This window comes from Marinobacter sp. EVN1 (assembly GCF_000475375.1).
In the GTDB taxonomy this organism is placed as follows: domain Bacteria; phylum Pseudomonadota; class Gammaproteobacteria; order Pseudomonadales; family Oleiphilaceae; genus Marinobacter; species Marinobacter nauticus.
The window spans coordinates 219,159-241,530 of sequence record NZ_AXCB01000023.1; the positions used below are offsets into that span (position 1 = coordinate 219,159).

General features: G+C 57.7%; 23 protein-coding genes. 11 read left to right on the plus strand and 12 right to left on the minus strand.

Annotated features, from left to right (window positions below; translation table 11 throughout):
- Positions 1-34: 34 nt before the first annotated feature.
- Complete coding sequence (locus Q674_RS32590; RefSeq protein WP_023009113.1) at positions 35-604, minus strand: BLUF domain-containing protein; 570 nt, start codon at positions 602-604, stop codon at positions 35-37.
- A 183-nt stretch (positions 605-787) separates the two neighbouring features.
- On the opposite strand from Q674_RS32590, the gene Q674_RS32595 reads away from it, so the two are divergent.
- From Q674_RS32595 to Q674_RS32615, 5 genes are all read left to right on the plus strand, one after another.
- Positions 788-1,405: a trimeric intracellular cation channel family protein gene (locus Q674_RS32595; protein WP_011786256.1), complete on the plus strand. Its 618-nt coding sequence runs from the start codon at positions 788-790 to the stop codon at positions 1,403-1,405.
- Between the two features lie 132 nt (positions 1,406-1,537).
- A complete protein-coding gene (locus Q674_RS32600; RefSeq protein ID WP_011786257.1) occupies positions 1,538-2,836 on the plus strand; it encodes an NCS2 family permease in 1,299 nt (432 codons plus the stop codon).
- Between the two features lie 31 nt (positions 2,837-2,867).
- Entirely contained in the window at positions 2,868-3,410 is a 543-nt protein-coding gene (locus Q674_RS32605; protein ID WP_011786258.1) for an adenine phosphoribosyltransferase, read from the plus strand.
- Between the two features lie 14 nt (positions 3,411-3,424).
- On the plus strand, positions 3,425-4,087 hold the full coding sequence (locus Q674_RS32610; RefSeq protein WP_023009114.1) for a fumarylacetoacetate hydrolase family protein: 663 nt from the start codon (positions 3,425-3,427) through the stop codon (positions 4,085-4,087).
- A gap of 60 nt (positions 4,088-4,147) precedes the next feature.
- On the plus strand, positions 4,148-5,452 hold the full coding sequence (locus tag Q674_RS32615) for an ABC1 kinase family protein (RefSeq protein WP_011786260.1): 1,305 nt from the start codon (positions 4,148-4,150) through the stop codon (positions 5,450-5,452).
- Between the two features lie 8 nt (positions 5,453-5,460).
- Here the strand turns inward: Q674_RS32615 and Q674_RS32620 are convergent, their stop codons facing one another.
- Both Q674_RS32620 and Q674_RS32625 read right to left on the minus strand, forming a co-directional pair.
- Complete coding sequence (locus Q674_RS32620; RefSeq protein ID WP_023009115.1) at positions 5,461-6,138, minus strand: SIR2 family NAD-dependent protein deacylase; 678 nt, start codon at positions 6,136-6,138, stop codon at positions 5,461-5,463.
- On the minus strand, positions 6,138-7,541 hold the full coding sequence (locus Q674_RS32625) for an FAD-binding oxidoreductase (protein ID WP_014422184.1): 1,404 nt from the start codon (positions 7,539-7,541) through the stop codon (positions 6,138-6,140). Before Q674_RS32625 ends, Q674_RS32620 begins: the two co-directional genes overlap by 1 nt.
- A 189-nt stretch (positions 7,542-7,730) precedes the next feature.
- Between Q674_RS32625 and serA the strand changes: the two genes are divergently transcribed.
- Complete coding sequence (gene serA / locus Q674_RS32630) at positions 7,731-8,960, plus strand: phosphoglycerate dehydrogenase (protein ID WP_011786263.1); 1,230 nt, start codon at positions 7,731-7,733, stop codon at positions 8,958-8,960.
- 187 nt (positions 8,961-9,147) lie between these two features.
- Positions 9,148-9,432 (plus strand): hypothetical protein, encoded by a 285-nt coding sequence (locus tag Q674_RS32635; protein ID WP_011786264.1) that lies wholly within the window; start codon positions 9,148-9,150, stop codon positions 9,430-9,432.
- Positions 9,433-9,501: 69 nt separating this feature from the next.
- Here the strand turns inward: Q674_RS32635 and Q674_RS32640 are convergent, their stop codons facing one another.
- Positions 9,502-10,158 carry an OmpA family protein gene (locus tag Q674_RS32640; RefSeq protein WP_014422186.1) on the minus strand — a complete coding sequence of 219 codons (657 nt, stop codon included), beginning with the start codon at positions 10,156-10,158 and terminating at the stop codon, positions 9,502-9,504.
- 57 nt (positions 10,159-10,215) lie between these two features.
- Positions 10,216-11,205, minus strand: coding sequence for an alpha/beta hydrolase (locus Q674_RS32645; RefSeq protein ID WP_011786266.1), 990 nt, complete (start codon positions 11,203-11,205; stop codon positions 10,216-10,218).
- Between the two features lie 70 nt (positions 11,206-11,275).
- Here Q674_RS32645 and Q674_RS32650 point away from each other — a divergent pair, with 70 nt between their 5' ends.
- The gene (locus Q674_RS32650; protein WP_023009116.1) at positions 11,276-12,169 is read left to right on the plus strand and encodes an alpha/beta hydrolase; all 894 of its coding nucleotides are present in this window, start codon (positions 11,276-11,278) and stop codon (positions 12,167-12,169) included.
- Here Q674_RS32650 and Q674_RS32655 read toward each other — a convergent pair.
- Genes Q674_RS32655 through Q674_RS32670 form a run of 4 tightly spaced genes read right to left on the minus strand, consistent with a single transcriptional unit; the run spans position 12,147 to position 16,170 of the window.
- On the minus strand, positions 12,147-12,425 hold the full coding sequence (locus tag Q674_RS32655) for a GIY-YIG nuclease family protein (protein ID WP_011786268.1): 279 nt from the start codon (positions 12,423-12,425) through the stop codon (positions 12,147-12,149). The two genes, Q674_RS32650 and Q674_RS32655, sit on opposite strands and share 23 nt — an antisense overlap.
- Positions 12,418-13,323 (minus strand): DMT family transporter, encoded by a 906-nt coding sequence (locus Q674_RS32660; RefSeq protein ID WP_031210202.1) that lies wholly within the window; start codon positions 13,321-13,323, stop codon positions 12,418-12,420. Before Q674_RS32660 ends, Q674_RS32655 begins: the two co-directional genes overlap by 8 nt.
- Positions 13,316-14,701 (minus strand): sigma-54-dependent transcriptional regulator, encoded by a 1,386-nt coding sequence (locus Q674_RS32665; RefSeq protein ID WP_023009118.1) that lies wholly within the window; start codon positions 14,699-14,701, stop codon positions 13,316-13,318. The genes Q674_RS32660 and Q674_RS32665 overlap by 8 nt, the downstream gene beginning before the upstream one ends.
- A complete protein-coding gene (locus Q674_RS32670; RefSeq protein WP_023009119.1) occupies positions 14,698-16,170 on the minus strand; it encodes an ATP-binding protein in 1,473 nt (490 codons plus the stop codon). Before Q674_RS32670 ends, Q674_RS32665 begins: the two co-directional genes overlap by 4 nt.
- 221 nt (positions 16,171-16,391) lie before the next feature.
- On the opposite strand from Q674_RS32670, the gene Q674_RS32675 reads away from it, so the two are divergent.
- Both Q674_RS32675 and dctP read left to right on the plus strand, forming a co-directional pair.
- A complete protein-coding gene (locus Q674_RS32675; RefSeq protein ID WP_014422193.1) occupies positions 16,392-16,781 on the plus strand; it encodes a DUF4168 domain-containing protein in 390 nt (129 codons plus the stop codon).
- 155 nt (positions 16,782-16,936) lie between these two features.
- Positions 16,937-17,998, plus strand: coding sequence for a TRAP transporter substrate-binding protein DctP (dctP, locus tag Q674_RS32680; RefSeq protein WP_023009120.1), 1,062 nt, complete (start codon positions 16,937-16,939; stop codon positions 17,996-17,998).
- A gap of 15 nt (positions 17,999-18,013) precedes the next feature.
- Here dctP and Q674_RS32685 read toward each other — a convergent pair whose 3' ends face one another.
- From Q674_RS32685 to Q674_RS32695, 3 genes are read right to left on the minus strand one after another with little or no spacing between them, the layout of a single operon-like run.
- Positions 18,014-18,823, minus strand: coding sequence for a mechanosensitive ion channel family protein (locus tag Q674_RS32685; RefSeq protein ID WP_011786274.1), 810 nt, complete (start codon positions 18,821-18,823; stop codon positions 18,014-18,016).
- Between the two features lie 11 nt (positions 18,824-18,834).
- A complete protein-coding gene (locus Q674_RS32690) occupies positions 18,835-20,046 on the minus strand; it encodes a hypothetical protein (protein ID WP_023009121.1) in 1,212 nt (403 codons plus the stop codon).
- A gap of 16 nt (positions 20,047-20,062) precedes the next feature.
- Entirely contained in the window at positions 20,063-20,905 is an 843-nt protein-coding gene (locus tag Q674_RS32695; protein WP_011786276.1) for a 23S rRNA (adenine(2030)-N(6))-methyltransferase RlmJ, read from the minus strand.
- Between the two features lie 169 nt (positions 20,906-21,074).
- On the opposite strand from Q674_RS32695, the gene Q674_RS32700 reads away from it, so the two are divergent.
- Positions 21,075-22,370, plus strand: a complete 1,296-nt coding sequence (locus tag Q674_RS32700; protein ID WP_031210205.1) for an imelysin family protein — start codon at positions 21,075-21,077, stop codon at positions 22,368-22,370.
- The last annotated feature ends 2 nt before the right edge of the window (positions 22,371-22,372 follow it).

Here is a 22,372-nt window from a genome sequence, read left to right on the forward strand (position 1 = left end):
CATGGCAATAAGCCCGGCTGATAAGCCGGCGGATTCAGAACATTACAGCGCCCGCTACCACGGCGACGATGATCATCACACCGGCGGCCAGAAGCCCATACCTGACGCCGGGAGACAGGGTTTGTGAGTGTTGAACCCGGGCTGGGCTGTCTTCGTCGTGATTGACCAGTTTCTGGTCTTCGCTGGAGCGCCGAATCAGGTCAATCATTTCCTCACACTGGTGGCTGGAGAACGCCGCCGGGTTGAAGTCCGGTAACTGGTGCTTGTCCAGAAAGGCCTGCACGTCGGATGACAGGGGTACATACTTCATCGACCAGTTGGAGAAGGTCGGGACGTCCAGCGGCTCTTCAATCAGCATGCGGATATTGCGGTGGCGAGAGTCCTGACGGATTCGTTCGAAGGTTTCCCGGACAAATTCTTCCTCGCCCTCAAGGTACTGGAAAAACCGGTTGTCGCCATAATACAAGCCACCGACCAGGCCTGCCCGACCGTTATTTCTTCGGGACACCATGAGAATTCTGGCCACGTGGGGTTCGACACCCTTCTCCAGGGGCTGGGCTTCAAACGTTGCTTCGCTGGCGTAGGCGAGTCGCATCAGGGCCATATTGCAGTACTCCGGATCAATCAAACGGGAAACAAGGCAGTGATACGCGTAACTGTCGCGCAACAGATCACATTGGCCGAATCGGCCATTAACGCCTGAAGATGAATCCCGGGACGAATTCCGCTATTCTTCCAGCCTTTCACCCACGCCCCGGACCGAATTTCGTCAGATCAGAGCCGCCCCATGTTTGACATCATCTATACTCTTGAAATGATTGGCGTTGTGGCGTTTGCCATTTCCGGCATGATCGTCGCCCGGTCCAAAAACATGGATCCGGTGGGTGTTTTTGCCATCGGTTTTATTACCGCTCTGGGTGGCGGCACATTGCGGGATCTGATCATGGACAATCACCCGCTGTACTGGATCAAGCACCAGGAGCAGCCGATCATGATCCTGGCCATGGCAATCGTGTTCAGCTACTGGAGCCGGGCCCATTCCCTGAAAGAATCGAGAATCGTCTTCCCGGACGCCATCGGCCTTGGCATTTTTTCCATTCTCGGTGCGCAACTGGCTCTCGATCTGGGCCACTCCTGGTTTATCGCTTCCATGCTGGGTGTAATGACAGGCTGCTTCGGCGGCGCCCTGCGTGACACCCTGTGCAACGAAGTTCCCTTTATTTTCCGCAAGGACCAGATCTACGCCTCTATCGCCTTCGCCGGTTGCTGGCTGTACTTTGTGTGCCAGTGGTTGCTGGAGAGCGAATCCATGGCGCTGACTATTGGCCTGCTGTTTATCGTGATTGTTCGCATGCTCGCGGTGCGCTTTGATATCCGCCTGCAACGAGACCAGATGCTGAACTGAACTCTGAATCATCCCTTGGCGTGAGGCGCCTGAGCCGGTAACATTGCCGTTTTTTCACCCAATTCACGTTTTCCGCACGCAAACTGACTTTCAAACTCCCTAATCCAGGCATTCTAGAGGCAGACCCAAGTCATGCTTGAACGACTGTTCCAACTCCAGGCCCACGGCACCACTGTCCGTAAAGAAGTGGTAGCTGGCATTACCACCTTCCTGACCATGGCCTACATCATCGTGGTCAACCCCAGCATCCTGTCGTCCACCGGCATGGATTTCGGAGCCGTTTTCGTGGCCACCTGTCTGGCCGCAACCATCGGTACGCTGATTATGGGCCTCTGGGCAAACTATCCAATTGCCCTGGCCCCCGGCATGGGCCTGAACGCCTTTTTCTCGTTCACGGTCGTCGGCAGTATGGGATACAGCTGGGAAGTGGCGCTGGGCGCTGTCTTTCTCTCCGGGTTTATTTTCTTCATTCTGAGTGTGGTCAAGATCCGGGAATGGATCATCAACAGTATTCCGATGTCCTTACGCTTTGGCATTTCCGCCGGCATCGGATTCTTTCTTGCTCTGATCGCACTGAAAAACGCCGGTATCGTGGTAGATAACCCTGCGACCCTTGTGGGTCTGGGCGACATTAAAGTGGCTGAGAGCCTGCTGTTCTTCGCAGGATTCGTACTGATCTGTGCACTTTCATTCCGCAGAATCACCGGCGCCGTAATGATCGGCATCCTTGCTGTTACCGTGGCCGCCATGATGCTTGGCATGGTGGAATACAAAGGTTTTGTGTCTGCCCCACCCAGCCTTGCCCCCACCTTTATGCAACTTGATCTGGCCGGCGCACTGAATGTTGGCATGATCAGCATTATCTTTGCCTTTCTGTTCGTGGATCTTTTCGATACCTCCGGCACCCTGATCGGAGCAGCCCAGCGTGGTGGATTGCTGGATAAAGATGGCAAGCTGCCCCGTCTCGGACGAGCTCTGATGTCGGATTCCGTCGCAACCATGTCAGGCGCAGCCCTGGGTACCTCAACCACCACCAGCTATATCGAATCAACCGCTGGCATTTCCGCCGGTGGTCGCACAGGACTGACGGCTGTTGTCGTCGCCCTGCTTTTCCTCGCCTGTTTGCTGCTGTCACCGATCGCGAGCATCATCCCTGCCTATGCGACCGCACCGGCCCTGTTCTACGTCGCCGTGCTGATGGCAAGCGGCCTCAAACTGATCGATTGGGATGACATCACCGACGCCGCACCAGCGATCGTCACGGCACTGACCATGCCGCTGACCTTCTCTATTGCAAACGGCATTGCCCTGGGTTTCATCACCTACGCCGTGATCAAGGCGTTGTCTGGCCGCTGGTCCGATCTTAACGCCAGTGTCGTTACCATTGCCGTTGTATTTGTTCTGAAATTCATGTTCCTGGACGCCGCCTGAGCGGCGCCCAGAGTAATCACCGGATCCGCCCATGGACTATTTTTCCGAGAGCATCAAGAAAGCCATCCGCACTGTGCCGGACTGGCCCAAACCCGGCGTCTCCTTCCGGGACATCACCACGGTCCTTCAGGACAAAACGGCATTTCGTAAACTGATCGATGCCTTTGTCCATCGCTACCATGGCCAGCACATTGATGCGGTTGCCGCCGTCGATGCCCGAGGCTTCATTATTGGCTCGGCGCTGGCCTACGAGCTGAATGCCTCTCTGGTACTCGTGCGCAAGAAGGGCAAACTGCCCTTCGACACCCTGGTGGAAGACTACGAACTGGAATACGGCACGGCTTCCGTCGAGCTACACGAAGACGCTTTCAAACCCGGCGACAAGGTCATCCTGGTGGACGATCTGATTGCCACTGGCGGCACCATGCTGGCCGCAACCCGTCTGATCCGCCGTATCGGTGCTGAAATCGTAGAGGTCGCAGCCATGATTGATCTGCCGGATCTGGGTGGCTCACGCAAGCTGCAGGAAGAAGGTCTGCAGGTTTATACTGTCTGCTCATTCGAAGGAGACTGAGCGGAGGCGCCACCATGGGCGATTATCAGCATCACTGGAAAGATGGAACACCGGTTCATCTTCCCCTTGGCAAAATCGTTTGTGTGGGGCGCAACTACGCCGAACACGCCCGGGAGCTGAACAACCCGGTACCGGAAGAACCGCTGCTGTTTATCAAACCCTCCACCGCAGCGGTTCATATCACCCGCCCGCTGGTCTACCCCAGAGGCCAGGGTGCGGTGCACTTTGAAACCGAACTGGCCGTACTTATCGGCCGCCCCCTGACCAATGCCTCCGCCAGCGAAGTCGAAAGTGCCATTCTCGGTTATGGCCTGGCCCTGGACCTCACCTTGCGGGACGTGCAAAGCAGCCTGAAAGAAAAGGGACACCCCTGGGAGCGCGCAAAGGCCTTCGACGGCGCCTGCCCGCTTTCACCGTTCGTTGCCGCCGACCAACTTGCCAAGGGCAACCTGAACTTCACACTGGATATCGACGGCCAGCGCCGGCAGACCGGGAATACCGGCGACATGCTGAACCCGATCGTGCCCCTGATTGCTCATATGAGCACCCAGTTCACCCTGTTACCCGGCGATGTGGTGCTGACTGGCACGCCCAAAGGCGTTGGCCCGCTTGTCAGCGGCCAGACTCTGTCCCTGGAGCTGGAAGATGTGTTATTTGTGGAGACCACAGTGGTCTGAACGCAACACGGATACGGATATTCAGACGAGCTGCAAACTTCCCGTAGAACAGGCACTACCATGGCCAGGAAACCCGTTACTTCACGCACAGGACGCTTCTTCAAACTCGCAGGCATGACCGCCACGGTGGCGGGCCAGTACGCCGGCCAGAGAGCGCGGCGCATGTTCCGCACCGAAAATGACGAAGGCGCCCAGAGCGAAAGCTACACCCGGATGGCCGGGCAAATTGCCGATACCCTGGGCGAGCTCAAGGGGGCGGTGATGAAGGTGGGGCAGATAGCCTCCCAGACCCAGGACTTCCTGCCCAAAGAATTCTCGGACGCGCTGGAAAAACTCCAGAAAGAAGCACCACCGATGCCATTCGAGGTGATTCTGGAACAGGTGGAAAGTGAGCTGGGCAAGCCGGTTGGCGAGCTGTTTGAATACCTGCAGGAAACACCCTACGCCTCTGCCTCCATCGGCCAGGTACACCGCGCCCGCCTGCACGATGGCACGGATGTGATCGTGAAAGTGCAATACCCCGGCGTGGATGAATCCTGCGACTCCGACCTCAAACAGCTACGACTGGCCCTGAAGCTCGGCGGCCTGCTGAAAATGCCCAAGGAGACGGTTGACCAGCTGTTCGGCGAAATCCGGGTGCGACTGAAGGAAGAGCTGGATTACGAGAACGAGGCGCGAAACCTCAAGCTGTTCCACGAATTCCACAAAGATCAGCCGTGGGTGATCATCCCGGAGGTGGTCGACAGCCATTCAACCCGTCGGGTCCTGACCCTGGGGCTGGTGGAGGGCGACCACGTCAGCAAGGTCACGCCGGAACACTACTCCCAGGAAACCCTCAACCTGATTGGCCACCGGATTTTCACGATCATGGCCGATCAGCTGTTCCGGTTCCAGTGCATTCACGGCGACCCTCACGCGGGCAATTTCGCCTACCGGCCGGATGGCACCATTATCATGTATGACTTCGGCTGCGTGAAGAAACTCAAACCGGAGATTGTCGAAGCCTACCGCAAAGCCTTGATCGCAGCGCTGGATGAGGACTACCAGGCCCTGGACCAGTACCTGATCGACCTGGGCGCTCGCGTGGACAGCCAACCGGCGGTCGATGAAGCCTATTACGCCATGTGGAGGGATATCCTGATCATCCCGTTCCTGAACGATGAGCCCTACGACTTCGCCGAGGCCGATATCCATAAACACGTGGCCGCCAAAACCAGCACGGTGTTCAAATACCTAGATTACTTCAAACCACCGGTCGAGAGTATTTTCATAGACCGGATGATTGCGGGGCATTACTGGATGCTAAAACGCTTAGGTGTCCAGGCAGCATTCAGAAGTGAACTGGAGAAATACCTCCGAGGCTAACGCCAAGTTCACAAATAACGCGAAACCCACTCCCGCACCCCTTCCGAGGCCCCTTTGCGAATCACCCGTGCCCGGGAGACGGACGCAGGTTCGCCAGGATCAATCACCGTGATGGGCACATCAATGTCCACCTCGTAGATCAGCCCCGCCGCAGGATATACCTGCAGCGACGTACCCACAATCAGCAGCTGGTCTGCGGTGCGCACCACCTCTGCCGCCGCATCCAGCATCGGGACTTCTTCGCCGAACCAGACGATATGGGGCCGAAGCTGGGCACCGCGATCACAGGTATCCCCGGGATTGATGTCGTTGTAGCCGATGTCGTAAATGAGGTCCGGATAGGCGGAACTGCGGGCCTTGGTGAGTTCACCGTGCAGGTGCAGCACATTGCTGGAACCGCCGCGCTCATGCAGGTCGTCCACATTCTGGGTGACCACGGTCACCTGAAAACGGCTTTCCAGCTCCGCCAGCAAGCGGTGCGCAGGATTGGGCTCAACGGTTTGAAGTTGCCGCCTGCGCTCGTTATAGAACCTCAGCACCAGATCCCGGTTGCGCTCGAACGCCTCCGGCGTGGCCACGTCGTACACACTGTGCTGCTCCCACAGCCCACCGTTGTCCCGGAAGGTGGAGAGGCCGCTTTCGGCGCTGATTCCAGCGCCAGTGAGTACGACAATGTGCCCTTGCATCAGTCGAAGATCTTACCCGGATTCATGATGTTATTGGGGTCGAATACCTGCTTGATACCGCGCAGGTAGGCAATTTCCGCCTCGCTGCGGGTGTACTGCAGGTAGGGTTTCTTGGTCATGCCCACACCGTGCTCAGCAGAGACACTGCCCTGATAACGCTCGACAATTTCAAATACCCACTTGTTCACCTGCTGGCATTTTTCGAAGAAATCTTCCTTCGCCATGTCCTCCGGTTTGAGGATGTTCAGGTGCAGGTTGCCGTCACCAATGTGGCCGAACCAGATGATCTCGAAGTCCGGGTAGTGTTCGGTAACCACGTTGTCGATTTCCTGGAGGAAGCCCGGCACCTTGGAAACCACCACCGAAATATCGTTCTTGTAGGGAATTCGCGGCGCGATGGATTCGGAAATCCGCTCACGCAGTTGCCAAAGGTTCTGTGCCTGGGTTTCACTCTGGCTGATGACGCCATCCAGCACCCAGCCTTCTTCCACACACTGCTCAAACAGTGCCATGGCATCGTCCATCACCTGATCAGAAACAGCCTCGAACTCCAGCAACGCATAATATGGCGCCTCGGTCTCGAACGGTGCCTGAACCTGGCCGTGGGCCAGTACATGCCCCATGGCCTGGTGAGAGAAAAACTCGTAGGCGGTCAGATCCAGTTTTTTCTGGAAAGCCTGCAAGACATCCATGGTGTTGGTGAGGTCATTCAGGCCCAGCACCAGCACGGTCAGGTCGTCCGGCTTGCGGGTAAGCTTCATGGTGGCTTCGGTAATGAAACCCAGGGTGCCCTCGGCACCGATGAACAGATGTCGCAGATCGTAGCCGGTGTTGTTCTTGGCCAGATCCTTGTTCAGATCCAGCACATCACCTTTACCGGTCACCACTTTCAGTCCGGCAACCCAGTCCCGGCTCATGCCCCAGCGAATGACCTTGATGCCGCCGGCATTGGTGGACAGGTTGCCACCGAGCTGGCTCGACCCGGCGGAGGCAAAATCCACCGGATAGTACAGGCCGTTTTCTTCGGCAAAGGTCTGCAGTTGCTCGGTCACCACCCCGGCCTGGCAACGTACGGTGCGATCACTGGCGTTGAAATCCAGAATCTGGTTCATGTTGTCGAACGCTACCACCACTTCGCCATTGGCGGCCACGGCGCCTGCACTCAGGCCGGTACGTCCGCCCGAAGGTACCAGAGCCACCTGATTGTCATTGGCAAACTTCACCAGCGCCTGCACCTGCTCCGTGGTTTTCGGCAGGACAATGGCCAGCGGCTTGGGCGGGTAGATTTTGGTCCAGTCCTTGCCGTAATTGTCCAGATCCGCAGGATCGGTGAGAACCTTGCCCGGGTTTTCGGAGGTGGCAACCAGCTCTTTAAGGGAAGCGATGATCTGTTCGGAACTCATGGATGTGTCAGTCTCTTCGAAGTTGGGCCAGGGCCTGTTCAGAGATCACTCACAAAGAATTGATTCAGGCAAACCGGCGCGCTGTGAAAATCTGCGTTTATGGTATCATACCGCCCCTGTTCTGTGAGCCAGGCCGACGATCCCTGGCTGCAGGTCATTTCACGTGACGAAAGGTTCGGAAGCAAGCCCATGTCAAATACGTCTCTCGAAAAGAGCAAAATCCGGATCCTGCTGCTGGAAGGCGTGCATCAATCTGCCATTGATACCCTGAATGCCGCGGGTTACACCAATATCGAGTATCTGACCCATTCATTGGGTGAGGAAGAGCTGATCGAGAAGATTGCCGATGCGCACTTCGTTGGTATCCGCTCTCGCACCCAGTTGACCGAGAAAGTATTTGAAGCCGCCAGGAAGCTGGTGGCTGTGGGCTGCTTCTGTATCGGCACCAACCAGGTTGACCTGCAGGCCGCGACCCGCCGTGGCGTGGCCGTGTTCAACGCGCCTTTCTCCAACACCCGTTCCGTGGCAGAACTGGTTCTGGCCCAGGCCATCCTGCTGCTGCGCGGCGTGCCGGAAAAAAACGCCAAAGCCCACCGTGGCGAGTGGCTGAAATCCGCCAAGAACAGCTACGAGATTCGTGGCAAGAAGCTTGGCATCATCGGTTACGGCAACATCGGCACCCAGTTCAGCGTGCTGGCCGAAAGCCTGGGAATGGACGTCTATTTCTACGACGTGGTTTCCAAACTGCCGATTGGTAACGCCACGCAAGTGGGCACGCTGCAGGAACTGCTGAACATTTCCGATGTGGTTTCCCTGCACGTACCGGAGACTCCGGCGACCAAATACATGTTCAAGGCCGAGCAGTTTGCCCAGATGAAGCCGGGCAGCATTCTGATGAACGCTTCCCGCGGTACCGTGGTGGATATCGACGCCCTGGCCGATGCGCTGAGTTCCGGTAAACTGCTGGGCGCAGCCATCGACGTATTCCCGGTGGAGCCCAAGTCCAACGACGAAGAGTTTGTCTCTCCACTGCGCGAGTTCGACAACTGCATCCTGACTCCGCACGTGGGTGGCTCAACCATTGAAGCCCAGGAAAACATCGGGCGCGAAGTGGCCGAGAAGCTGGCCATGTACAGCGACAACGGCACCTCCGTTTCTTCGGTGAACTTCCCGGAAGTGGCGCTGCCGTCGCACCCGAACCAGCACCGCCTGCTGCACATTCACGAGAACGTGCCGGGCGTAATGTCGGAAATCAACCAGGTGTTCTCCGAAAACGGCATCAACGTCTGTGGCCAGTACCTGCAAACCAAGGAAGATATTGGTTATGTGGTGGTCGATGTGGACAAGGCCTACGGTGAGCTGGCGCTGGAAAAGCTCCGCCAGGTAAAAGGCACTATTCGCTGCCGCGTACTGTTCTGACAGACAGCTGCCTTCAAGAACCGGAGCATCCCCCTGGGAGCTCCGGTTTTTTTATGCCATTTCGGGCCACAACGCCGCATTTCAACAAAACTTCATGCTGCCGCCCTTGAGATTCGGCCATACGTAGCCATGCTAAAAGTACCAGTCATTCAAACCGGGCCGGAACAGGCCCAGCATGGAGGTAATTATGTCCTTGAAGGAATCTCTGCAGAAGAAACTGGAAACCCAGACCGAGTACTGGAGCAAACAGATCGACAGCCTGCGTGCCGAAGCCGACGAAAAGATGGCCAAGGCAAAGGATGACCAAGCGGAAGCCGAAATTCAGAGAGAGTTTTCAGAGCGCATTCAGGCCGTTGAAGACCACATCGAGACTGCCCGAAGCAAACTGGGCGAACTCAAGGACTCCGGCGAAGATCAGCTGGAGGATCTGAAGAAGCGAATCGACGAATGGCTGCCGAGCAATACCAACTGATTGCTCCTGCCATAAAGCAAAAAGCCCCGGCATAAACCGGGGCTTTTTTGTTGAATGCTGAGCAGGTTATTACTGCATCGGCACCAGTGTCAGCTCAACGCGACGGTTCTGCTCACGACCCGCAGCCGTATCGTTGGAAGCAATCGGGTAGCGCTCGCCATAACCGGTGGCCCGGGTACGACGGGGCTCAATGCCCTGATTCAACAGGAAGTCACGGACAGAAGACGCGCGACGCTCGCTCAACAGCTGGTTGTAGCTGTCTGAACCGGTGCTGTCAGTATGGCCTTCAATCTGGATGATGGTTTTGTCGAACTCTTTCAGAACCAGAGCCACAGACTCAAGAGTGCCGGTAAAACCGGAACGGATGGTGGACTGGTCGGTATCAAAAGTGATGTTACCCGGCATGATCAGGTCGATCTGGTCACCATTACGGACGACGCGAACACCGGTACCTTCCAGCTTCTGGCGCAGCTGGGCCTCCTGGCGATCCATGTAGTAGCCGATACCGCCACCCACGGCCGCACCGCCAGCGGCACCAATCAGTGCGCCTTTGCCACGATCACTGCTGCTGGAGGTTGCTGCGCCAATAGCAGCACCACCGATCGCGCCAATAATACTGCCCTTGGTGGCATTCGAAGTTTTCTCTTCCCCGGTATACGGGTCATAGGTCATACAGCCACTCAGGCCAACAGTTGCTACCGCAAAGGCAAGAATTGTCTTTTTCACTGTCTTCTCCCGCTTCTGTAATCGTTGGTCCGGAGCTTTTGGCACTACAGCCACTGCTTACTCCGAGAATGTATCGATAATGGTATTGAATACCGTCGCCTGCAAATCCTGCGCTTCGTTCACAAGATGATGACGACCGTCCGGTATTCTTCGTTCCTTCACTGAGGAAAATTTATTCCGGATAATCCTCAGATTGTGCTGCCAGTCTACCGTCAGATCCTTCTCACCCTGCACCACGGTGACCGGAAAATCCACCGGCCTCGCCGACTCAATGTGCGGCACCCATTGTCGCAATGCAGTCACCCAATCGACATGAACCGCTCTTGCCTGCAACGGGTCGTGTTCCCGCAGGAACCGAAGAAAGCGGGTATCGCCACTGTTCGGGCCGAATACCCGTTTCCAGCGAGTCAGGAACGGTTTGACCAAACTGTGGAGAATCTTTGCCCCCAGCCAGCCCATAGGCCTTACCAGTGGCGCCAGCAACACCACTTTGCGGAACGCCGAGGACTCCCGGTTGTGGTGGTTCGACAGCAGGTAGTCAATCAATATTGCGCCACCCGTACTCTGCCCCACTGCGTACCAGGGCCCCCGAATCTTGTCCCTGACCTTCGCCATTACTTCCGACAGTACGGCCTGGTACTCCAGGAAACTGCCAATGGCGGCCGGCGTACCACTCGACAATCCGTGCCCGGGCTGATCGTAGGCCAGAACATCGAAGCCTGCACCAAGACAGCGGTCAATCAATTGGGTATACAAACCCACATGATCAAAATAACCATGCAGAATGAACACCGTGCCTTTCGGGCTGGCGCTCTCCGGCAGCCGGAAGTAATGCACCATCACTTCATGCCGCTCGGCACAGATGTACCCCTGATGGTAGACCACATCCGGATGCTCAACCCAAAGATCAAGGCCATAGAACCGGCAATACGCCTCCATCTCGGAACTCAGTTCCCGGCTGGCGGACGGATCAAACGGTTCCAGACGGTCCAGCAGGGAATGTCTGTCCCAATTCGGTATTTCTATGGTATCTGTTTTCCAGTACACGTAGAGTTAAACGCCTGTCATGAATCCATAAATGCCAGTCATCCTAACGCATTCACAAGGGAGAACACAGATGTTCCAGCCGCTTCTTGAGGCCGGGTTGAGAGGGACCATGCACCGTTTTGTGAAGCCCGTCCTGTCCCGGGCGTTTCCGTTATCGGTGCAGCGCCGATACACCCGGGAAGCTTATCGAACATCCTACCCGCCTAAAGACGTCAGTTTTGCGTGGGAAGACCTGGGCGATGTACCGGTGCTGCGCGCCTCCCCGGAAGACCGTTCTGGCGGCACCGTACTGTATTTTCACGGCGGAGGCTATGTTATGGGCTCTGCCGATACCCACCGGGGCATTGCCGGCCATCTGGCCAAATTCTCTGGCTGCGACGTACTGATCCCGGATTACCGGCTGGCGCCGGAGCATCCGTTTCCCGCCGCGCCAGACGATGCCGAAGCCGTATATCTGGCCTTGATCAACCAGGGGGTAAGCCCCGGCTCCATTGCCCTGGCCGGAGATTCCGCCGGCGGCGGTCTGTCGGTGGTACTGGCCATGCGATTGCGCGACCACGGTCATCCACTGCCCTCATCCGTCACCTGCTTCTCGCCCTGGACAGATCTGTCAGAAAAGGATCTTTACACTCCGGAATGTGAACCGGTCCTGCACGCTGCCTGGACCTTCAAAGCCGCGAAAATGTATGCCAACGGCGTACCTTTGACGCACCCGCTGGTGTCGCCTGTCTACGGTGACCTGAGTGGCCTGCCTCCCCTGCTGATTCAGGTCGGAAGCCAGGAAGTTCTGCTCAACGACGCCCGTCGATTGGCGGAGGCGGCCAAACAGGAACACGTGGAAACCACGCTGGAGATCTACAACAATCTCTGGCACGTATTCCAGGTGCACGCCGCGCAGCTTGACCGGGCCAGAGACGCTCTGGCCGTTGCCGGGCGTCACATCAGACATCATCTTCAAGCCTGACGACACCCCGGATCAAAGCTTCCTTTCGAACCTTGGGCCAGCGCTTGACCTGCCATTCCAGGCGGGAGGCGCGGCTCCTGTCGCCGGCAGGCACATGGAACTCCAGGGTTAACGGCCCTTTACCTCTCAGGCTCCGGGCACCTTTGGGTGCCCCCGCCTGATGCTCGGCAAACCGCCGCTCCACATCTGTGGCAATTCCGGTGTAGAGACTACCCGATGCGGTGCGAACAAGGTACAGATACCAGTTTTCAGCCATGGCTCAACGCCTGCTCCCGGTCACGGACCTTCTTCTGCTGCAGCCATAATCCCGCAATGATCAGCACCAGCCCGACGTAGGTCGAGGTGAGAATAACTTCGCCCAGAATGAAGTAGATAAACACCAGGGACAGAAAAGGCGAGATAAAAATCAGATTGCTCACTTTCGAGGTGTTTTCTGCTTTTTTCATGGCCTGGGACCACAGCATAAAGGCTATGCCCATTTCAAAAACGCCGACGTAAACCGCAGCGGCCATCGAACTCCCGACCGGCATGACCAACCCCGCCGTCTGCCAGCACACCAGCACAATGACCGGCAGTCCAAATAGAAAATTCAGAAACAGGCCTACCACCGGGTCCCGGGTATCCCGGGTGGCAATAATCCAGTAAGACGCCCAAACCAGCGTGCTGCCCAACGCCAGCGAGACACCGAGGGGGTCCGAGAATGAGAGCGAGGTTACGGCACCGCGGGTGGCGATCACTACCACTCCGGCGTAACACACCAACCCCGCCAGAATATCGATCCTGCGCAGTTTCTGCCCCAGAAACGGCACCGACAGATAGGCCAGCACCAGTGCCCAGGTGTAGTTCAGAGGCTGGGCCTCTTGGGCGGGCAGACGGTCGAACGCGCCAAACAGCAGAAAGTAATACAGACAGGGATTGATCAGCCCCATCAGCATGGACTGCAGGTATTGGCCCCGCCGCAAACGGAACACCAGTCCCCAGCGCCCCTGTAGCATGAGGATAGCCGCCATCACGACGATGGATGCGGCACAGGCCACCAGCAGCATCTGAGCCGGCGCAAGATCCGCCAGTGACAATTTGAAGGCGGTAGCAACGGTCGACCACAGCAGCACCGTGGCAAGGCCGTACATCATGGCCTGTTTCTGATCAGTCATGCCCATGCTCCAAATCCGACTCCAGCCAGCGATACAGTGTTCTGCGATTAATGCCGAGTATCTGGGCCGCCCGGCGTTTATTACCATCAACGGCAGCCATGACCCGGCGCACGTAATCCTGCTGGAGCATCTCCAAGGTGGGCCATTCGGAAAGTTTCCCGGGCGAAGCGGCAACGGCAGCCTGAACAATCCCGCCCTGGCGCTTCCGGATGCGTTCGGGCAAATGCTCGGGCTGTATGGTATCGCTTTCACAAAAAGTGACCGCCCGCTCAATCGCACTGGACAGCTCACGCACATTGCCCGGAAACGGATAATCGCGGAGTATCCTTAACGTAACGTCACTGAACTTCAGGAACCCCCGGCTGTGACGACGTGCTGCCTCACCCAGAAAATGCATGGCCAGCAATTCAACATCCTCATCCCGCTCCCTCAGGGGAGGCACCGTTAACGACAGGGTTTCGAGACGATAATACAGGTCTTCGCGGAAATGGCCCTGCTCAACAGCCCGAAGCAAATCCACATGAGTTGCCGCCAGAATGCGAACATCCACCATTTCCTCATGGTCAGCTCCCACTGGTTTGATGCAGCCCTCCTGCAACACCCGAAGCAGTTTGGCTTGCAGAGCCAATGGCATTTCACCAATCTCGTCCAGCAGCAAGGTGCCACCGTTCGCCTCTGCAAACAGCCCCCGACGGGCCTGCCGTGCACCGGTAAAAGCACCAGCCTCGTGACCGAAGAATTCACTTTCCATCAAGTCTCGCGGTATACCGGCACAATTCACCGCAAGGAACGGCCGTGCTGAGCGCTCACTTTGCTGGTGGATTGCCCTCGCAACCAGCTCTTTCCCGGTTCCACTTTCGCCATTAATCAGAACCGCGGCCTGACTGCGGGCAACCTGGCGAATGTCTGACCTGAGGCGATCCATCATCGCACTGCCGCCGATCAAGCCCATGCTTTCATCGCCGCCGCGCCCGGACTGATACTCCGCCAACTGCCGGTTCAGATCCGCCTGGGCCAGCAACCGTTTGATCTTTAACCGGAGATGATCCGTTGAGAGCGGCTTGGTCAGAAAATCATCAGCGCCGGCCTTCAAAGCATCGACCGCCTGGTCCACCGTCCCAAACGCGGTAATCACGATAAAGGGAATACCGGGATGCTCGGCCTGCTGAAGCGACAGAATCTCCAGACCGTCACCATCGGGCAAGCGCAGATCCGATACGATCAGGCCCGGGCGTTCGTCTGCCAGAGCAGTCCGCGCCTCGGACACCATACTGACCCTGCGTACGCGGTATCCATCCACTTCCAACTCCTCCATCAGCAGCTGGCCAAGGCTGGCGTCATCTTCGACCAGCAGGATCGTGACAGGCCGGCTGCTCATTGCCCCACCTCTTTCGGAAAATACAGCGCCATACCACAACCACCCAACTCGCTATCAATCACCTCAACGGCCCCCCCGTGTTCTTTCATGACACTCTGAACCACTGCCAGCCCTAACCCAGTGCCTTCGCCGGCCGGGCGGGTGCTGAAGAACGGCTCGAAAACCCTGGCGTGATGCTCCGCCGGTATACCAGGGCCATCGTCCTCGACCCGGAACACCCAAAACTCCCCGGTCTCGCCGACTGAGAGCGCGACCTGTTCCCGGCCAGCCTGACACGCATTTCTCACCACATTCAGACACGCCAGGCCAACCCGGAGCGGCTCCGCCCGTGTCGGCATCGGCCTGTCAAAAGCGTCGGCTTGCAGCGAAACCGCCTGGCAGCGCCTGTCTTCACGGGCGCGGGTAACGACGTCCTCGAGAATGTCTGCCAGGTTTACGGGTCGCCGGGACTCGGGCACATGCCGGAAACAGTCCAGCAGTTGCTGGATAATCATGGTCATCCGGTCCACCTGATGTTCGATATCATCCAGATGCCGTTGCTGCTCCTGCTCCAGCCCGGCCCTGGCCAGAATGCGGGCCCGGCCCTGAATAACGTTCAGAGGCGCCCCCAGTTCATGAGCTACCCCACCTGCGACCCGGCCAATCATCGCCACTTTCTCCTGGTATTCCAGCTGTTCTGCCAGGGCCCGTTCCCGGGCAATCCTGTCTTCGATTTCCGCCTCGGCCTCGGCCATTCGTTCGCCCAGAGCACGAATGCCCTGCTGAATCTGACACAGCTCCTGTGGCCCTGCCTCCGATGTCTCCAACTGCCAGGCGCCCGGTTGCAGAGAAGCCATGCTCTCCAGCAAACGGTTCACATGTCGCCCCACGGTGCGGTAATGCCCCAGAACGACAACGAGGATGATGGTGGCCGCAATCATCGACCAGATCACCACTGCCCACCAACGGCTGGTGGCCACCAGATCATGGAAATCACTGCGTTGCCGCGTTACCTGCAACAAACCCTGAATCCGCCCGTCTTCCGCAACCAGCGGCGTGAACTGGGAAAACACCGACTCGCCATCCACCCAGCGAAACGCGCCCCCGAGCTCACCACTGGCGATTGCCTTTTCGGCGCTGGCGCTATTGGTGACATCGGAGTCAGCAACACCGAGACTGGCCACCCGGTCACCCCCGGCGTCAAACACCGAGGCCCCGGAAATGCGCCCGATCTGGAAGATGGATTTCAGGGATTCGCCCAGGACCAGTTCATCGCTTTCGGCCAGCGCCTTACTCACCGGCCCGCTGACCGCTCGCGCCACCAGTTCCAGGTCTTCACGAAGGCGATCGTTCAGAGCGCGCTCTACCGCCCCCATGCCAATGTAGATAGCAATGCCACTGAACAGCAGCAGCGGCACTACAATACTGAGCACCAACGTTAATTGCAGCGACCGGAACAGTGCTCCCACCCGTTTTCCCATCAACGCCATAAACACCACTCTGCAGAAATGTCACAGCCTTTCTGCCACATGTGGCATTTTGCCACAAGACAGATTACTGAGCTTTAACCATAGAAAATCCATAAACCACTGTTTTTATTGCCTTTATAGAGAAATTAAAACCTGGCACGGGAATCGCTACTGTCACATCGACATTCACAAGTTTGTGGCTGGACGACCGAGCCGGCCTCATTAAAACCAGGAGTAAAGCTATGAACAAACTGCTTGTATCCATCACCGCATCTCTGGCACTGCTGGCAACCGCACCGGTGATAGCACAACAGAACCCGGCCCCGGCCGAACAGGGCTCGGGTTACAGCAACCCCGCCGCCGCAGGCAGCCAAAGCACCAATTACAGCGATGCTGAGCTGAAACAATTCATTGAGGCACAATCCGGTGTTATGGAAGTGCGCGAAGAATACATCGAGAAGATCGAATCAGCCGAGTCTCAGCAGAAGGCCCAGGAACTGCAGATGGAAGCCAACGACGAGATGGTCTCGGTGATCGAAGACGTGGGTATCGATATCCCCACCTATAACGCCATTGCCACCGCCTATAGCAGTGAGCCGAAGGTACGCAACCGCGTTGACGCTCTGATGTAAATTTCCTGCATCCGGTTCGTCGTCTGGCCCCGCTTCGGCGGGGCTTTTTTGTGGCTGTTCGTCTGGCGTTTACACATCGGCCTTTTCTCCTCGGTCTGTTGTGTTACCTTTTCCCTCTAGACTCAAATGCGCCGGATTCTGGAGCCCTGAATACAATGACCAAACGCCACCCGCTTCTCAGCTTCAGCCTCGTTGCCACTGCGGCAGTGATGCTGCTGACCGGCTGCTCCGACAATGGCTCCTCGTCAGCCGCGCAGAGTTCGGCGGACGGCAAACCAGAGTATCCGGTCACCTGGCGCTTTGCCCTGGAAGAGATTGAAGGCAGTGTTCAGCATCTTTACGCACAGCAGTTCAGGGAACAGGTCGAAGCGCTGTCTGGTGGAAGGATTGAGGTCGATGTCTTTCCTTATGGCTCTTTGGGCACCTCGGCCCAACTGACAGAACTGACTCGCAACGGCTCAGTCAACCTGGCCTTTGCCTCGCCCGGCCACCTGGCCGATACCGTTCCGGAAACCGGCCTTTTTAATCTTCACTTCCTGCTTCCGGAAGAACAAGAACCGGCCCGTCGCCTTCTGGAGGCGCCCGAGTTTATTTCCGCATTTGAACCGGCCTACCACAACGCTGGCCTGCAACTGCTGGGGTTCGTGCCGGAAGGCTGGATGACCTGGACGGCCAACAACCCCCTGAGAACCCCCGCCGATTTCCAGGGGTTAAGATTTCGCACCATGACCTCGGAAACCGCAGCAGAGGCTTTCCGAAGCTATGGTGCTGACCCCGTACAGACGCCTTTCGCCCAGGTATACAGCGATCTCCAGCTCGGCAACATCGACGGCCAGAGCAACCCGGTGTTTGCTATTGAGGAAATGGGGTTCCATGAAGTCCAGAACGTCATGACCATGGCCAGGGCCTCACGGTTTATCGCATCTGTTGTGGCCAATGAGGACTGGTTCGCAGGACTCCCCTCGCAGGAACGGAAATGGCTGGAGGAAACCATTGCACAGTTATCCGAGGAAGCCTGGACTCTCCAGGAGGACCTGAACAAGGCGCGGCTGGAGACCATACTGGAACAGGGCGGTATCCGGGTCGTACGGCTAACGGAAGCTGAAAGGGCGGCCTTCCGCGATGCGAGCCTGCCCGCCCGGCAACGCTTTATCGAACTGACCGGAGAGAAAGGCCAGGCGCTGATTCAGCGGGCAACGTCGATTGCGGGTGACTGATCAGCCCTGCCCGGATCAGGCTTTCTGAGCCTGCAGATAAGGGTAGGAGACCATCGGGACACCCTCGTCACCACAGATCTCCGCGGCCCTTGCGGTCAGGTCTGAAATGAAACGCGCCTGCTCTCTGGGCTCCAGCGGGTAGGCTTTCAACCGATAGCACATACCGGCTTCCCGTGCGGCAACCGTGACCAGCACCGGCTGGTAGGTTTTGGTGAGCGGGCAGGCAAAGATCGCATCCCGGAACAGGCCCAGCATCCGGCCGACATCGTGGTTCGGGTCCAGAAAAACCTCGGCCACGCACATCAGGTTATCCGTGCCGTCATTGCCATTGGCCAGCAGTGTATTCCACAGCAGGCTGTGGGGAATCACAATCACGGTATCATCCAGCGTCACGATTTCTGCGGCCCGGGTACCGATACTCCGCACCTCACCATAGCGACCGTTCACTTCGATCCAGTCACCCGGTCGGTAAGGCATTTCATAGAGCGTAACGATACCTGCAATGAGGCTGTTGGCGTAGTCCTTGAACGCAAAACCCAAGGCAAGACCCAGGGCACCGAAGATGGCAATCATGTTCTCGAATGAGGGTTCCACCAGAATGGGCACCACCACAATGATCGTCAGAACAATGACCAGAAGCCGGAAAAGAGGAACGGATGCGAGAAGGTACAGCCTCGGTTTTCCCGATAGTTTCGCAGCCAGTACCGGAACTGCTTTCTGAACCATCAGGATCAGCAACGAAGCCGCAACGATGACCGCCAGGGCTTCCAGCAAAGCCTCGGAGGTAATTGAAGACAGTGCGTCCTTGATACCGAAATCGCCCATAACCGTTTCTCCTAGAAGCTGTCCACCGGATACCCTTTGGATTGCAGATACCGCCGCACAGCCGGATACGCCAATGCCTGCACCCGAAAGATGCCTTCCTGCTCATCCCCGGTCACTACATCGGCTCGTTCCAGCCGGGACAGCGCTATCCGCAATTCTTCGCCAGGCAACCCCGACGTCAGCTCCAGCTGCCCCAGGCTCAGGCCGCCATGCATCAACAACGCATGCAGCAGGTAGCCAGACCGCCGGGCTGAACTCTGGGGCACGGCAGGCAAACTCAGCTGATCCAGTGGCGCCACCCAGCACTGGCGGCCCTCTTGATGTGCATCCCCTTCCCCTTGCTGCTGCGCCTCATCCTCGGGCCGTGCCCGAAGAGTTCGGCGCCAGATAGCCAGGGCAACCCCCGGATTTCCCCGAGCCAAAGTGGCCAGATCCCGGGTAAACAGGCTGTATTTTCGCTCGTCGTCCCCGGTTGGCGCCGGCAGTACATACAGGCCATCCTGGGTCATTCTCGCCGTCAGTGGTCCTTGCGAGCGCTCCCCCGCCAGATGTCCAAGCCAGTTGGTAAGACGATCCCCCGACAAAGGGCTGGGGGTCAATGGGGCCAGGTGGAGCTCTGGCAGGTACTGAGTCCAGAACTGCCAACACCAGCTGGAACAGCCAATGATGCCCTCACCCACTTTATCCCGCGCCAGGCGCGCGAATAATTCACGCAACAAGCCAAGACCGGACCGGTGTCGCAGCCAGAAATCTGCCAGTTCCGGTATTACCCAGTCATCGTCCTGAAGCTGGTGATCCCACCAGCCGGTAATGTCTCTTTCAGGCATTAACAGATTGTCCGGCGGGGCGATCACCCGCCGCCCCGAGGCCCCCAAAGCTTCGGCAATACCTGAGAATGGTGGTGCCACCAGAAAACTGGCCTTGCGTGACTGCCCGCCTGACCGGCGCAACTGTTCCAGCTCGTTCAATAAAGCCCGGGCAAGTTCTTCACGATCCGGTACCGGGGCATAGTCCTGAATCTGGCGTTCCGACAGGGTAGGCAAATCATCCAGACTTCTGAACGCCTGTTCGTCAGGATGAATGCCCGCTTTTAACTGATCCAGAATATCCCGGAGACCACTGCGAATGGTTCTGCGGACGGAGGTCTCCGGAACCCGCCATTGCTCCAGAGGAATCAGCCCGCCAGGCAGGCATGGGTGATCAGCTTGGTTGTTGTCTGTCAAAGGAGATACTCCGGGCCTATTCAGGCACCAGCCAATCCATGGAAGGCGACAGACCGAGCCGATCGGGGCCGGTCAGATCCGACATCATGGCCGCAAAACGTTCATCGAACCCCCAGGGCGGGTTCACAATCAGCATCCCGGAACCCACCATGCCCCGTTCGGGCGGCTGATCCAGCATAACCTCGCACTGAAGAATCTTGCGCACCGAACCGGACGCCCTCAGCGAATCCATCAGCTGTTGCTCCAGGCCACTGGTTAACAGGGGATACCAGATAAGATAGACGCCATGGCGGCATTTTTTCCACGCGTCCATCAATGTCCGGGCTACGGCCTCATAATCGGTTTTGATTTCGTAAGAAGGATCAATCAGCGCCAACAGTCGCGGCTGTGCCGGCGGCAAGCATTTCAGGAGCCCTTTCAGGCCATCCTCATGGCGCACCTTCACCCCCACTTCATCCGCCCACTGAGCCAGCTGACGCTCTTCAGAAGGGTGCAGCTCGAAAGCGGTGACGGAATCACCCGGACGGCAAAATTCCGCAAACCATGCCGGTGAGCCCGGATACGTCCGTAGCGGCCCATTGCCTGGGTTGTACCGCGCCAATACCTCCAGAACCGGCTGCCAGTCGCCGGTGGCCAGTTGCTCCCGGATCCGCCACAAGGCCTGAACACCAGCATCAGCTTCGCCGGTTTTTCTTGCCCGCTCGCTGCCCAAATCGTAACGGGCGCTGCCCGCGTGGGTGTCAAAACAGGCTATGGCAGATTTCTTGGATTGCATCATGGCCAGCACCAGTGACAGTGCAGCATGCTTCTGAACATCGGCAAAGTTGCCGGCGTGGAAGGCGTGAAGATAACTCAGCATAAAAGGCTCCCGGAATCAGGAGCCCATTAAGCCGCAGTCACCTTGACCACGCAAGCGGCCCAACAATCACCTATATCAAAAACCCCTTGCTATGTAGGGTTTCCAAACCCATAATCTGAACGCTAATATTTCTTATTTACAAAAAGACCTCATCAACATGGAGTTTGAAATGAAAAACCTGTTTCGCCCAGCCCCATTGGCACTGACCATTGCCACAGCCCTTACCGCGGGCTGCGCAAACGCGCCCTGGTCCGCCGAGCAAAGTGCGCAGGCCACCAAAGCATCGGTGGTAACCCATTACGCCGATCTGGCCCATGCCACCTACGAGGATGCCCTGATTACTGCGCGTGCGCTGGACGAGGCTACTGACCGTCTGATTGCCAACCCCACCGAAGCCAACCTCAAAGCGGCAAAAGAAGCCTGGCTGGCCTCACGGGTTCCTTACCAGCAGTCAGAGGTTTTCCGCTTCGGCAATGCCATCGTGGATGACTGGGAAGGCCAATTGAACGCCTGGCCACTGGACGAAGGCCTGATCGACTACGTCAAAGCCGACGACTACCAGCACGAACTCGGTAATGCCGGTGCAACCGCCAACATCGTTGCCAGCAACAGCATTAACGTCGGCGGGGAAACTCTGGATGTGGCAACACTCACCCCCGAACTGCTGGCTGACCTGAACGAAGTGGGCGGTTCCGAAGCCAACGTAGCCACCGGATACCATGCGGTCGAATTCCTGCTGTGGGGCCAGGATCTGCACGGTTTTGAAGGTGGCGCAGGCGAGCGCCCGGTTACTGACTACGCCAAAGGCAACGACTGCACCAACGGCAACTGTGAGCGCCGTGCCCAGTATCTGGATGCCGTGACTGATCTGCTGGTCGATGATCTGGAGTGGATGGTTGCCCAGTGGGCCCCGGGCACCTCAGACAACTACCGTTCCCAGCTGACGTCCGCAAACGCCGACGAGGGCATCCAGAAAATGCTGTTCGGTATGGGTTCCCTGTCCCTCGGCGAGCTGGCCGGTGAGCGCATGAAAGTTGCCTTGGAAGCCAACTCCTATGAAGACGAACACGACTGCTTCAGCGATAACACCCACAACTCGCACTACTACAACGGCCAGGGCATCCAGAACGTGTATACCGGCACCTATCGTCGCGTAGATGGCTCTGTGGTTTCAGGCCCGTCCCTGTCTGACCTGGTTGAGCAGACCAACCCGGAGCTGGATGCTCGCCTGAACCGTCAGCTGGACGCGTCAATGGAAGCCTTGGCGCTCATGAAAGCCCGCGCCGAGAGCAGCCAGAACCCGATGGCCTTTGACACCATGATCGCCCCGGGCAACGCGGAAGGCACCCGCATTGTCAACGGTGCTATCATGGCGCTGGTTGAGCAGACCGGCTCTATCGAGCAGGCTGCACGGCAACTGGGCATTGAAGCCCTGTCACCGGACGACGCCGGCCATTCATTCTGATT